Genomic DNA, 12,604 nt, shown 5'->3' with positions numbered 1-12,604 from the left:
GCTACGAAATGAGCATAGTACGCACAGCATTACCCTTGGTGTTGCTCACCAGTGTGTTGACTGGTTGCGCAGGTTTGCAAAAAACCGACTGGCCGAAGTGTGCTGCCGTCGGGGGTATCACCGGAGCCGGCCTGGGCGCCATCGAAAGCTCCAGTTGGGCGGGTTGGGGCGCGCTGCTTGGTGGTGGTCTGGCGGCGGGTTATTGCTGGGCTCACGGCGACGGTGACGAGGATGGCGATGGCGTGCCGGACAGCCGCGACAAGTGCCCAGGCACGCCCCATGGCGTGAAGGTCGATGCCAATGGTTGCCCTCCACCAGCGCCTGCTCCGGTGGTCGAGGAAGTAGTTGTTGTGCAGGAGGAAGTGATCGTCATTCGTGATGTGCACTTCGAGTTCAACTCGTCACGCCTGACGGCTGCTGACAAAGACCGCCTGAATACTGTTGCCACTCGCCTCAAGCAAGAAGCGCCGAGTGCGCGCCTCAGTGTGACCGGCCACACCGACAGCGTGGGCTCGGACGCCTACAACCAGAAACTCTCCGAGCATCGTGCCCATGCGGTAACCGACTACCTGATCGACAGCGGCGTACCGCGCTCAAGCTTCGTATCGGTAGTGGGTGCTGGCGAGACCCAGCCAGTGGCAGACAATGCCACCGCCGAGGGCCGCGCCATGAACCGGCGTACCGAGATCAAAATCCAGCGTTGACCGCCCTGTGCCCGTGCCTCGAAAAGGGGCACGGGCGCGTTTTCAATCCTGTTATTGAGCCTCGGCCGATGGCTCAGCAGCACTCACCCCAATGCAATATCGCAGGCAGTGTCGCCATTGCCGAGGGTGCCGGCTTGCGCCAAGGCTGCGCCATTCACAACGACGTGATGCGCTGTTCAACGGACAAGCTGGCGCGTGCTGCGTCATTGCAGTTAGTGTTGGTTGCGCGGCTCGCTTGCCAGGGCCGCTTGAGCCTGACAATAAACAGACACGAAGGGGCGGGGTATGAAGTTCATTCTGGGCCTGGGCAAGATCCTGACCGTAGCATTTTGGGGCGTCGTGCTATTCAATCTGATGACGCCGCAACCGGTGCCGTTGAACCTGCTGATCAATGCGCTGGGCATTGTCGTGCTGAGCCTGCATGTTCTTGAGGTGCTGTTTTTCAATGCCAGCTTGCGAGGCCGAAGCCACCGCTGGTTCGATCGGCTGCAGATTCTGCTGACCGGTATCTTTCATGTCATGTCCATTCCCCGTCCGCAGGAGGCGCCTCGCCATGCGTAAATTGATAGTGCTGGCGGCATTGGCCGCGCCCATGGTCCAGGCCCAGAGCCTGGAGGTTGCCTCCCACTCCATATTGCGCCTGCCCAGCAAGTCGGCCGCGGTGCACCTTGAGCAGTTACGTGTGGCAGATTCTGCCACCTTACTGTTACCGGCCTCGTTGACCGAGCTGCGAGTCGACCACCTGCAGTTGGGGCGCGATGCGCGTATTGCCATCGCCCCGGCCGAAGCACCTCTGCTTATCGACGTCGCTAGCGCTGTGCTGGGTGAGGGCAGCGAATTCAGCGCGCCGGGTGCGCCTGGCACCTATGAACGGGCCGCTCGCTCTGGGCGAAGCCTTGAGTTGAAACTGACCGAGGTCGATGCCGAGCGCCTGGCCATCGATGCCCGGGGCGGCGCAGGCGCACCGGGTTACGTGGGCCTGGATGGTGCCAATGGCCAGGCCGGTGGTTGCGCGTGGGGCCAGGCGAGCAGAGGGGCCAACGGCGATGACGGTGGCAATGGGCATGACGGTGCCCCCGGCGGGCATGTTCGGCTGAGCCTACCGCAGGATTTTCCCCAGGATCGCGTTCTGGTTCGATTGGACGGCGGGGCACCGGGTAAGCCAGGTGCCGCAGGTAAACCGGGTAACGGCGGGGCGAGCAAGGGCTGCCTGGTGTATCGCACCGATGCGGGGGCCAATGGTCGACCGGGCCAGGAGGGGCAGCCCGGGCTGGCCGGCGCGCAGGGTGAGTTGATCCTGCAGCGCTTGTGAACGCCTGCGTGCGCCCGGTTCAGGGCGCGCCAGCCTTTAGGTCATCAGCCGCGAGCTGGCGACCGCGACCACCGCCAGGCCGAGCAGCAGATTCAGGCCCACCAACCGGCGGATACGCCCGAGCACCACAGCGCCCGCCGGCCAGTTCTCGGCGTGCACTGCCGCCTTGAGCTCGGGCAGCAGCAATGCCTGAATGCGCATGAACAGCGCAAACATCGCTATCGCGCCACCGATCATCACCTGCACGTACTTGGGCGCGGTTTCCAGGCCGCTGAAGCGCATGTGCAACATGCCGATGCCACTTATCGCCAGAATCGCTATTGCTAGCCAGACCCAGACGAAGAAGCGTCGGAAAACTTCCACCCACAGCTTCAACCGGGCAGGCCCCTCAAGGGCTGCGACCGTTGCTGGGCGCAGAACGAGCCAGGCGAAGAACATGCCGCCGACCCAAACCAGGGCGGCAAGTACATGCAGTGCATAGGGCAAGGCAAAGGCAACCATCTGGATCTCCATGCGGCATAAAGGGCAAGAGCGGGGTATGATAGCCGGCCCATGCAAAACACTGAAAATATATCCAGCCCTTCGGGCGCCTGCAGACCATGATCAGCAACGAACTCAAAGCCACCATCCAGGGCGCCTATACGCGTTTTCTCGAAGCCAAGAGCCTCAAGCCGCGTTATGGCCAGCGCCTGATGATCGCCGAAGTGGCCAAAGTGCTCGGCGACATCGCCTGCGACGATGAAGGCCGCCGCGCGGGCGAGCCTGCCGTGGTCGCGGTGGAGGCCGGCACCGGTACCGGCAAGACGGTCGCCTATGCGCTGGCGGCGATCCCGGCTGCCAAGGCCGCCGGCAAACGCCTGGTGATCGCGACCGCAACCGTGGCGCTGCAGGAGCAGATCGTCATCAAGGACCTGCCAGACCTGATGCGCAACAGCGGCCTGAACTTCAGTTTCGCCCTGGCCAAGGGCCGGGGCCGCTACCTGTGCCTGTCCAAACTCGACATATTGCTGCAAGAAGGCCATGCGCAATCGGCCACTGCGCAATTGTTCGAAGAAGAAGGCTTCCATATCGAAGTCGACGAGCGCAGCCAGAAGCTGTTCAACAGCATGATCGAGAAGCTCGCTGGCAACCGTTGGGACGGTGACCGCGACAGTTGGTCGGAGGCCATCGAAGACCAGGACTGGGCGCGCCTGACCACCGACCATAGCCAGTGTACTGGCCGTCACTGCCCAAACTTTCAGCAGTGCGTGTTCTACAAGGCCCGCGAAGGTATGGGCAAGGTCGATGTGATCGTCACCAACCACGACATGGTACTGGCGGACCTGGCGCTGGGCGGCGGCGCGGTGCTGCCTGACCCTCGCGACACGCTCTACGTATTCGACGAAGGCCACCACCTGCCAGACAAGGCCATCGGCCATTTCGCCCATTATTCGCGACTGCGCTCCACTGCCGACTGGCTGGAGCAGACCGCCAAGAACCTTACCAAGCTGTTGGCCCAGCATCCGCTGCCGGGCGATTTGGGCAAGTACATCGAGCAGGTCCCGGAGTTGGCGCGGGAGGTGCGTACCCAGCAGCAGTTCATGTTCACCTTGTGCGAGCAGGTTGCCGATTTCCGTCCCAGCGAGGACACCGAAGGCCGCGAGCGCCCGCGCTACCGCTTCGAAGGTGGTGTGGTGCCCGAGCAGATCCGCGAAGTGGGCATCGAACTGAAAAAGGGCTTCGCCCGCCTCAATGACCTGTTCACGCGCCTGGCCGACCTGCTCAAGGAGGGCATGGACGGCGAAGTCAACATCGGCATCGCCAGCCACCAGGCCGAGGAGTGGTACCCGCTGTTCGGCAGCCTGGTCACCCGTGCCCAGGGCAACTGGGAGCTATGGACCGCCTTCACCGCTGAAGACCCGGAGGACAGCCCGCCCATGGCCCGGTGGCTGACCCTGGCCGAAAGCGGAGCCTTGTTCGACATCGAGGTCAATGCCAGCCCGATTCTGGCTGCCGAGATGCTGCGCCGCAGCCTGTGGAGCGTTGCCCATGGCGCGTTGGTGACGTCGGCCACGCTGACCGCGCTGGGCAAGTTCGATCGCTTTCGCATGCGTTCAGGCTTGCCCCGAGATGCGGTTACCTGCGTGGTACCAAGCCCGTTCGTGCACGGCGATGCCGGCTTGCTGCGGGTGCCCGACCTCAAGGCCGACCCGCGTGACGCTGCCGCGCACACCGCGGCGATCATCCGCGAGTTGCCCGGCATCGTGGAGGACGCCCGTGGCGCACTGGTGCTGTTCTCTTCGCGCAAACAGATGCAGGAAGTGTTCGACGGTGTTGACCGCGAATGGCGCAAGCTGGTGCTGATCCAAGGTAACTTGTCCAAGCAGGAAACCCTGAACAAACACAAGGCTCGGGTCGACGACGGCCAGCACAGTGTGCTGTTCGGCCTGGCCAGTTTCGCCGAAGGTGTCGACCTGCCAGGCGCCTACTGTGAGCATGTGGTGATCGCCAAGATACCCTTCGCCGTGCCTGACGACCCGGTCGAGGCAGCGCTGGCCGAATGGATCGAAGCCCGCGGTGGCAACCCGTTCATGGAAATCGCCGTGCCCGATGCTTCGCTGCGCCTGATCCAGGCTTGCGGTCGCCTACTGCGTACCGAGCAGGACCGAGGGGTCATCACCCTGCTGGATCGACGCCTGGTCACGCAGCGTTACGGCAAGGCTATCCTCAATGCGCTACCGCCCTTCCGGCGGGAGATATCCTAAGGGCCGGAGCACGATGCACCGGCCTGTTGTCCATTACTCAGTCGCGGGCTCAAGAGGGCCTGGAAGGAGACCCCCAGCCCTATGATCCGCCGAAGCTTGCCCGTGGTACTCACCCTGTTGTTCAGCACGTCCGCGTGGGCCGGGCAACAAACTTTGTTCAGCTTCGTGCGCCCGGCCTCGGTGGTCAACGTGGCGACCGAGGGGGCCGGCATGCCGCAGTACAATGCCGAGCAGACGGCCGAGGGCGAGGTACTCAGGCGGGTGGTGTTCAGCCCGGTCGAGCGGCCAACCTTGCGCTTGAGCCCGCAGAGCGGTGTGTGGGACTGGTCGACAGGGCGGTTTCTGACCCTGCGTATGCAAAGCGCCCAAGACTGGGCCTTGACCGTGGATGTGACCATCGTTGGCAGCGATGGGCGCAAACTAACCAGCCGTATCGACCTGCCGGCAGGCCCTGCGCAAACCGTGCTGGTGCCGCTTACGGCCAGTTCGCCGTTGAGCCAGGGCATGCGTGCCGGCCCGCCCATGCCGTGGGTCTACGAAGGGCAGCGGTTACTGTTGACCAGCAGCGCCGGGGAGCTCGACCTCAAACAGGTGGCCGCTGTCAGCCTGACCATCCCCAAACCGAAGGTGGCGCAGAACCTGCTGATCGAAAAGGTAGGGCTCCAGGATGATGACGTGGCCTTTCAGGCTGCCTACCGCGAGCTGATAGACGCCTATGGGCAATCCACCCGAGGCCAATGGCCCGAAAAAATCACTCAAGACGATCAACTCAAGGCCGCTGACGCCCGCGAACAGCAACAGCTCAAGGTTTGGCTGGCCGAGCGCGAGAAACAGCAACTCGATAGCTACGGCGGTGTGCTCGGTGGGCCTGCATTCGAAGCCCAAGGGTTCTTCCGCACGCAAAAACGCGATGGCCGCTGGTACCTGGTGACGCCCGAGGGGCATCCGTTCTTCTCGCTGGGGGTCAATGCCGTGGCTGCCGATGGTGGGCGCACCTACGTGGCCGGTCGCGAAGCCATGTTCAAGGGTTTGCCAGCCGATGGCGACACGATGGCGGCGTTTTATGGTGAGGGCAACAATGACGATGGCAACGCTTCGTCCATCGGGCGCAGCTTCAAGCAGGGGCGCTGGTTCGACTTCTATGCCGCCAACCTGCAGCGCACCTACGGCAAACCCTGCCCGCCCGCAGACACCGAGCAAGCCGCCGCGCCATGTCCTGCACCGCAACTGGATGCCGAGCGTTGGCAGACGCACACGCTGGACCGCTTACAGGCCTGGGGCTTCAACACGTTGGGCAACTGGAGCGACCCAGGCATCGGCCTGGTCAAGCGCATGCCTTACACCTTGCCGCTGTCGATTGTTGGCGACTATGCAAGCATCAGCACGGGCATGGACTGGTGGGGCCGCATGCCCGATCCGTTCGACCCGCGCTTTGCCATGGCCACCGAGCGTGCTGTGGCGATCGCCACACGCGATCACCGAGACGATCCTTGGCTGATAGGCTACTTCGCCGATAACGAACTGGCCTGGGCTGCGCCAGGCAACGACCCAAGGGCCCGGTATGGCCTGGCCTACGGTACGTTGCGCCTGACCACCGACGTGCCGGCCAAGCGCGCGTTTCTCAAGCAGTTGCGCGACAAGTACCGTAATCAACAAGGGCTGTCCAAGGCGTGGGGCATCGAGTTGCAAGCCTGGGAGTTGATGGAAGACCCAGGCTTCGAGGCGCCATTGCCCGATCCTGAGCACCCGGAGATCGAGCGTGACTACCAGTACTTCCAGCATGTATTCGCCGAAACCTATTTCAAGACCATTTCCGATGCGCTGAAGTGGCATGCGCCCAACCACTTACTGCTGGGCGGTCGCTATGCCGTGAGCACGCCCGAAGCCGTCAAAGCCTGCGCCGAATTCTGCGATGTGCTGAGTTTCAATTTCTATACCCTTAAACCCGAAGATGGCTATGACTTTGCAAAGCTTGCCGAGCTCGACAAGCCGGTACTGGTGTCGGAGTTTCAGTTTGGCTCCCGCGATCGCGGGCCGTTCTGGCCAGGGCCAGTTGAAGTGGCAAGGGAAGAAGACCGGGGGCCAGCCTATGGCAACTTCCTCAAGGCCGCTCTAGCGCAACCGATGATCGTCGGCGCACATTGGTTTCAATACCTCGATCAGCCAGCCAGCGGGCGCTTGCTCGATGGGGAAAATGGCCATCTGGGCTTGGTTGCGATCACTGATGTTGCATATCCAGGTTTCGTAGAGGCCGTGCGCAAGAGCAACCTGCAGGCCATTGGTCAGTTGCGCGCAGAGGCGCAGCAAAAAGCCCCGTGAATCTCAAAGTGGGGGCATGCAATGCCTCTGGCGCCGATGAAACGGTTATCTGGGGGCAGGCCGCTGGGCCTTGCCCAGTAGGCAAAACGGCCAACTACTGAAACAATGCACGCCCTTGTCGGCAAGATGTACGGAGAACAGTGGGTGCAGATCCAGGGTCACTATGAGCTGAAGTTCGAAGCCGTGCGCGAGGCATTCGCCGCGTTGTTCGAGGATTCTCAAGAGCGTGGAGCGGCGCTGTGCATCCAGGTCGGTGGCCAGACTGTGGTCGACCTCTGGGCCGGCAGCGCCGACAAGGATGGCCAGCAGGCTTGGCACAGCGATACCATCGCCAACCTGTTCTCCTGCACCAAGACGTTCACCGCCGTCACCGCGCTGCAGTTGGTCGCAGAGGGCAAGCTTGAGCTGGACGCCCCAGTCGCGCGCTATTGGCCAGAGTTCGCTCAGGCCGGCAAGCAGCACATCACCCTGCGTCAGCTGCTCAGCCACCGTGCCGGCCTGCCGGCCATACGCGAGCTGCTACCGGCGCAGGCCCTCTACGACTGGCAGGCCATGGTTGACGCCCTGGCTGCCGAAACGCCCTGGTGGACACCCGGCACGGAACACGGTTATGCCGCCATCACCTATGGCTGGCTGGTCGGGGAATTGATCCGCCGTGTCGATGGCCGTGGCCCTGGGGAGTCGATCGTCGCGCGCACCGCCCGGCCGCTAGGCCTGGACTTCCACATTGGCCTTGCCGACGAGGAGTTCCACCGCGTGGCGCATATCGCCCGGGGCAAGGGCAATGCAGGCGATGCTGCCGCCCAGCGCCTGCTGCAGGTCACCCTGTGTGAGCCAGAGGCGTTGTCGACCCGCGCCTTCACCAATCCGCCTGCAATCCTTACCAGCACCAACAAGCCTGAGTGGCGGCGCATGCAGCAGCCAGCGGCCAATGGCCATGGCAATGCGCGCAGTCTGGCCGGGTTTTATACGGGCCTACTCGACGGCAGCCTGCTCGAATCCGAGCTGCTCAACGAGCTCACTCGCGAGCATAGCCTGGGCCAGGACCGCACCCTGCTGACCCAGACCCGTTTCGGTCTTGGCTGCATGCTCGATCAGCCGGAGGTGGCCAATGCCACCTTCGGCCTCGGTGCCCGTGCCTTCGGTCATCCAGGTGCTGGGGGCTCGGTGGGCTTCGCCGACCCGGAGCATGATGTGGCCTTTGGCTTCGTGGTCAACACCTTGGGCCCCTATGTGCTGATGGACCCCAGAGCCCAGCAGCTGGTGCGAGTGCTCGGCAATTGCCTTTGATCGGGTAACGCGGGTGTTAAGCCATCCCTTTGACTATCCTCAATGCCACCGCCCCCTGTGCGTGGGCAAAATATCTTTCAATTTCATGGTGTATCGCTGATGTCTTCACATAAAACCTTAGCTCTCGCACTGTGCCTGACCGCAATGACCGGTTGTGCCAGCCATTCTCAGGACGGCGCCAAGGATGGCAGCAGCAGCTGGTGGCCGTTCGGTTCGGACAAGGTTGCCGACAAGGAAGTGAAGGCAGCGGTGACTGAAAACGTCGCCAAGGCTGATGCCAAGTCTGACAGCGCCAGCCGCTGGTGGTGGCCGTTTGGTGGTGACGACAAGCAGGCCAAAGGGCCAGTTGTGCCAAAAATCGATGAAAAAGCCACTCAGGCCTGGCTGGATCAGTACGAGCCCAAGCTGCGTGAAGCAGTCAAGGACAGCAAGCTGGAGTTGGAGCGCCGTGACAACGTGCTGGTGGTGATCATCCCAGTGGACGGCTCCTACAACCCAGACCGCCCGAACATGCTGCTGCCGCTGACCTTGTCGCCGATCACCCGGGTGGCCAAGGCTGTCGAGGGCGATGCCAAGACTGCGGTGCTGGTGCTAGGCCATGCTGACAGCAGCGGCGCTGCTGCTGCCAACCAAAAGCTGAGCCTGGAGCGTGCCGCTTCGGTATCGGCCATCTTCCGCCTGAGCGGCCTGCAGCGTGACCGCCTGTCGCTCAAAGGGATGGGGTCGGTGATGCCGCGTGCTGCCAACGACAGCGCCGAAGGACGTGCCCTGAACCGTCGGGTTGAAATGCTCTTCACCCCGCAGAACACCATGCTTGCCTTGCTGGCCAAGTACCAACAGTCAGCGCCAGTGGCCACCCCGGCGACCTTGGTCGCGGTACAGGATGCCAAAGCGCCAGCTGCCAAGCCTGCTGAAACCAAGAAGGCGGCGGCCAAGCCTGTCGCCAAGAAGGCGGCTGCCAAACCGGCGACCAAGGCCACAGCCAAGAAAAAAGCCACATCGGCCAAGCCTGTCGCCAAGAAAGCTGCTACCGCTGACAAAAAGGTAGCCGCCAATACCTCTGCGAAGACCAACTGATCGCCAAGGAAGCGCAGCCATGACCCAATCTTTGGCCGATATGCGCCGCGATTACACCCGCGATGGCCTGGCAGAAGCCCAGGCCCCGGGTGAGCCGTTCGCGCTGTTCCACCAGTGGTTTGCCGATGCAGTCAAAACCGAGCAACCTCCGGTGGAGGCCAACGCCTTGACCCTCGCCACCGTCGATGCCGAAGGCCGCCCGCATTGTCGGGTGCTGCTGCTCAAGGGCCTTGATGACCGTGGCTTTACCTTTTTCACCAACTATGACAGCGCCAAGGGCCAACAACTGCTGGCCAATCCATTCGCTGCCATGACCTTCTTCTGGCCAGCGTTGGAACGCCAGGTGCGGGTTGAAGGGCGGGTAGAAAAGGTCACGGCCAAGGAGTCGGATGACTACTATCAGGTGCGCCCCCTGGGAAGCCGCCTGGGTGCTTGGGCTTCGCCACAGAGCCGGGTGATTGCCGACCGTCAGGAACTCGAGGGGCTGGTCAAGGCAACCGAGGCGCGGTTCTCTCAGACCCAGCCGCATTGCCCGGAACATTGGGGCGGCTACCGGTTGTTACCCGAGCGGGTGGAGTTCTGGCAAGGCCGTGCCAGCCGCCTGCATGACCGCTTGAACTACCGACTGGTCGATGGCCAATGGTTGCGCGAGCGACTCGCGCCATGACTGACAGGGGCCGCATTAGCGGCCCTTGGTTTTTCTGTGGGCACCGTGCTGCATACGACGATGCAGTAATCAGTGGCTATCCTTGGTCTGAGCTGTAACGTCGGCATTACTGCCGACCGAAGGCTGTACAGGGCCTGAATGGAAATACTTTTTTTACCTGCGCGCCGTGACAGCCGTCTATGCGCAGCGTCTAATGGACACCTGTTTTCTGGAGATTGTACCCATGCGTAAATCCGCTTTGCTGGTGGCGACTTTTACCGCCATGTCGCTGCTTCTCGGTGGCTGTGCCTCGAGCTTGACTGGTGACAGCTACTCCCGTGATGAAGCCCGTCGCGTGCAGACCGTACGCATGGGTACCATCGAATCCCTGCGCCCGGTGAAGATCGAAGGCACCAAGACGCCGATCGGCGGTGGCGCTGGCGCAATCGTAGGTGGTGTTGCCGGCAGCGCAGTCGGCGGTGGCCGTGGCAGCATTGTCGCTGCCGTGATCGGTGCAGTAGCTGGTGGTTTGGCGGGCTCTGCCGCCGAAGAAGGCCTGACCCGTACCCAGGGTGTGGAGATCACCGTCCGTGAAGATGATGGCAGCATGCGTGCCTACGTGCAGGCCGTGCAGGAGAATGAAATCTTCCGTGTCGGCGACCGCGTCCGCATCATGACCGTGGACGGCACCAGCCGCGTCACGCACTGACTGGCGCTTGAAACCAAAAACCCCGAACCGGCGTGAGCTGTTCGGGGTTTTTGGTTTTCTGGGCCGGCCTGTACGCGGCTAAACCCGCTCCTACAGGGTTTGGGCAGGCTGCGAGTTCATCCGTCAACCGGCCTGGCCTGGCCGCACGGGTCAGAGCCCGAGAATATCCCGCGCTACTGCCTCGGCAATGCGGATACCATCTACACCGGCCGAAAGAATCCCCCCGGCATAACCTGCGCCTTCGCCTGCCGGGAACAGCCCCTTGAGGTTCAGGCTTTGCAGGTCCGCACCACGGGTGATGCGCAGCGGCGACGAGGTGCGGGTTTCGATGCCGGTCAACACTGCGTCGTGCAGGTTGTAGCCTTTGATCTGGCGGTCGAATGCGGGCAGTGCCTCGCGGATCGCTTCGATGGCGAAGTCCGGTAGGCTTGGCGCGAGGTCACCCAGGGTTACGCCTGGTTTGTAAGACGGCTCGACGCTGCCCAGGGCGGTGGACGGTTTGCCCGCAACGAAGTCACCTACCAGCTGAGCCGGCGCTTGATAGTTACTGCCTCCCATGACGTAGGCATGGGCTTCCAGGCGTTCCTGCAACTCGATGCCTGCCAGTGGCCCGCCCGGATAGTCGCGCTCGGGGTCGATCCCGACGACGATGCCGGAGTTGGCATTGCGCTCGTTACGCGAGTACTGGCTCATGCCGTTGGTGACCACGCGCCCCGGTTCGCTGGTGGCAGCTACCACGGTGCCGCCTGGGCACATGCAGAAGCTGTAGACCGAGCGGCCGTTCTTGGCGTGGTACACCAGCTTGTAGTCAGCGGCGCCCAGCTTAGGGTGGCCGGCGTACTTGCCCAGGCGCGCTTTGTCGATCAGCGTCTGCGGGTGCTCGATACGGAAACCGACCGAGAACGGCTTGGCCTCCATGTACACCCCTCTGGCGTGCAGCATGCGGAAGGTGTCACGGGCGCTGTGGCCCAAGGCCAAAACCACATGGCGCGAATGCAGTTGTTCACCGCTCTGGAGCACAACGCCAGTCACCTGACCGTCTTCGATCAGCAGGTCGGTGACCTTTTCCTGGAAACGCACTTCGGCGCCGAGGGCTATCATGTCCTGGCGCATCTGCTCGACCATGCCGGTCAGGCGGAAGGTACCGATGTGCGGCTTGTTGATGTATAGAATCTCGTCCGGCGCGCCGGCCTTGACGAACTCTTCCAGTACCTTGCGACCGTGGTGCTGCGGGTCTTTGATCTGGCTGTAGAGCTTGCCGTCGGAGAAGGTCCCGGCGCCGCCTTCGCCAAATTGCACGTTGGACTCAGGGTTGAGCACACTTTTGCGCCACAGGCCCCAGGTGTCCTTGGTGCGCTGGCGCACCTCTTTGCCACGTTCGAGAATGATCGGCTTGAAGCCCATCTGCGCCAGCAGCAGGCCGGCGAAAATGCCGCAGGGGCCAAAACCGACCACGATCGGGCGTTCCTGCAAATCGGCAGGGGCTTGGCCAACGAACTTGTAGGTGACATCCGGTGCCACGCCGATATTGCGATCATCGGCGAACTTGCTGAGCAGCTCGGCTTCGTTGCTGGCTTCAAGGTCAATGGTGTAGATGAACAGCAGCTCGCTGTTCTTCTTGCGCGCATCGTAACTGCGCTTGAACAGGTTGAAGCTCAGCAGTTGCTCGTCGCTGATGCCCAGGCGCTGGACGATGGCCTCACGCAGGGCTTCGTCGGGATGGTCCAGGGGCAGCTTCAGTTCGGTGATTCGTAGCATGGCAGGGTCCAGTATCCCGGCCATGGGCGGCCGGCGGCTTTACAC

11 protein-coding genes are annotated in these 12,604 nt (G+C 62.7%); 9 read left to right on the top strand and 2 right to left on the bottom strand.

Annotated features, from left to right (window positions below; genetic code table 11):
- Nucleotides 1–8 precede the first annotated feature (8 nt).
- The 3 genes from J5M56_RS10595 (at nt 9) to J5M56_RS10585 (ending at nt 2,016) form a co-directional block, all read left to right on the top strand.
- Nucleotides 9–704, top strand: a complete 696-nt coding sequence (locus J5M56_RS10595) for an OmpA family protein (RefSeq protein ID WP_207936778.1) — start codon at nt 9–11, stop codon at nt 702–704.
- A gap of 285 nt (nt 705–989) precedes the next feature.
- Nucleotides 990–1,265, top strand: coding sequence for a DUF1145 domain-containing protein (locus J5M56_RS10590; protein ID WP_060477819.1), 276 nt, complete (start codon nt 990–992; stop codon nt 1,263–1,265).
- Nucleotides 1,258–2,016 (top strand): collagen-like protein, encoded by a 759-nt coding sequence (locus J5M56_RS10585; protein ID WP_207936776.1) that lies wholly within the window; start codon nt 1,258–1,260, stop codon nt 2,014–2,016. The genes J5M56_RS10590 and J5M56_RS10585 overlap by 8 nt, the downstream gene beginning before the upstream one ends.
- 36 nt (nt 2,017–2,052) lie before the next feature.
- On the opposite strand, the gene J5M56_RS10580 is transcribed toward J5M56_RS10585, so the two are convergent.
- The gene (locus tag J5M56_RS10580; RefSeq protein WP_207936774.1) at nt 2,053–2,517 is read right to left on the bottom strand and encodes a CopD family protein; all 465 of its coding nucleotides are present in this window, start codon (nt 2,515–2,517) and stop codon (nt 2,053–2,055) included.
- A 98-nt stretch (nt 2,518–2,615) separates the two neighbouring features.
- On the opposite strand from J5M56_RS10580, the gene dinG reads away from it, so the two are divergent.
- The 6 genes from dinG to J5M56_RS10550 all read left to right on the top strand — a co-directional run bounded on the left by dinG (nt 2,616) and on the right by J5M56_RS10550 (nt 10,801).
- Nucleotides 2,616–4,760, top strand: coding sequence for an ATP-dependent DNA helicase DinG (gene dinG / locus J5M56_RS10575; protein WP_060477816.1), 2,145 nt, complete (start codon nt 2,616–2,618; stop codon nt 4,758–4,760).
- 81 nt (nt 4,761–4,841) lie between these two features.
- Entirely contained in the window at nt 4,842–7,079 is a 2,238-nt protein-coding gene (locus tag J5M56_RS10570) for a beta-galactosidase (RefSeq protein WP_207936773.1), read from the top strand.
- Between the two features lie 144 nt (nt 7,080–7,223).
- Entirely contained in the window at nt 7,224–8,369 is a 1,146-nt protein-coding gene (locus tag J5M56_RS10565) for a serine hydrolase domain-containing protein (protein ID WP_207936893.1), read from the top strand.
- A gap of 99 nt (nt 8,370–8,468) precedes the next feature.
- Nucleotides 8,469–9,446, top strand: coding sequence for an OmpA family protein (locus tag J5M56_RS10560; RefSeq protein ID WP_186477608.1), 978 nt, complete (start codon nt 8,469–8,471; stop codon nt 9,444–9,446).
- A 19-nt stretch (nt 9,447–9,465) separates the two neighbouring features.
- Nucleotides 9,466–10,113: a pyridoxamine 5'-phosphate oxidase gene (gene pdxH, locus J5M56_RS10555; protein ID WP_186477609.1), complete on the top strand. Its 648-nt coding sequence runs from the start codon at nt 9,466–9,468 to the stop codon at nt 10,111–10,113.
- Between the two features lie 223 nt (nt 10,114–10,336).
- Nucleotides 10,337–10,801, top strand: a complete 465-nt coding sequence (locus J5M56_RS10550) for a glycine zipper 2TM domain-containing protein (RefSeq protein ID WP_060477812.1) — start codon at nt 10,337–10,339, stop codon at nt 10,799–10,801.
- A gap of 150 nt (nt 10,802–10,951) precedes the next feature.
- Here J5M56_RS10550 and J5M56_RS10545 read toward each other — a convergent pair whose 3' ends face one another.
- Nucleotides 10,952–12,559 carry an NAD(P)/FAD-dependent oxidoreductase gene (locus J5M56_RS10545; RefSeq protein WP_186477610.1) on the bottom strand — a complete coding sequence of 536 codons (1,608 nt, stop codon included), beginning with the start codon at nt 12,557–12,559 and terminating at the stop codon, nt 10,952–10,954.
- Between the last annotated feature and the right edge of the window lie 45 nt (nt 12,560–12,604).

This window comes from Pseudomonas sp. 51_B (genome assembly GCF_017491595.1).
Taxonomy (GTDB): domain Bacteria; phylum Pseudomonadota; class Gammaproteobacteria; order Pseudomonadales; family Pseudomonadaceae; genus Aquipseudomonas; species Aquipseudomonas promysalinigenes.
Note: the sequence above shows the minus strand (reverse complement) of the source record. Positions and strands in the feature narration are given on the sequence as shown.

Excerpts from the sequence above, each read along its gene's own strand:
- J5M56_RS10585 (WP_207936776.1), top strand. The coding sequence starts at position 1,258 with ATGCGTAAATTGATAGTGCTGGCGGCATTGGCCGCGCCCATGGTCCAG.
- J5M56_RS10590 (WP_060477819.1), top strand. The coding sequence starts at position 990 with ATGAAGTTCATTCTGGGCCTGGGCAAGATCCTGACCGTAGCATTTTGG.
- J5M56_RS10545 (WP_186477610.1), bottom strand. The coding sequence starts at position 12,559 with ATGCTACGAATCACCGAACTGAAGCTGCCCCTGGACCATCCCGACGAA.
- pdxH (WP_186477609.1), top strand. The coding sequence starts at position 9,466 with ATGACCCAATCTTTGGCCGATATGCGCCGCGATTACACCCGCGATGGC.
- J5M56_RS10560 (WP_186477608.1), top strand. The coding sequence starts at position 8,469 with ATGTCTTCACATAAAACCTTAGCTCTCGCACTGTGCCTGACCGCAATG.
- J5M56_RS10570 (WP_207936773.1), top strand. The coding sequence starts at position 4,842 with ATGATCCGCCGAAGCTTGCCCGTGGTACTCACCCTGTTGTTCAGCACG.
- dinG (WP_060477816.1), top strand. The coding sequence starts at position 2,616 with ATGATCAGCAACGAACTCAAAGCCACCATCCAGGGCGCCTATACGCGT.
- J5M56_RS10550 (WP_060477812.1), top strand. The coding sequence starts at position 10,337 with ATGCGTAAATCCGCTTTGCTGGTGGCGACTTTTACCGCCATGTCGCTG.
- J5M56_RS10580 (WP_207936774.1), bottom strand. The coding sequence starts at position 2,517 with ATGGTTGCCTTTGCCTTGCCCTATGCACTGCATGTACTTGCCGCCCTG.
- J5M56_RS10595 (WP_207936778.1), top strand. The coding sequence starts at position 9 with ATGAGCATAGTACGCACAGCATTACCCTTGGTGTTGCTCACCAGTGTG.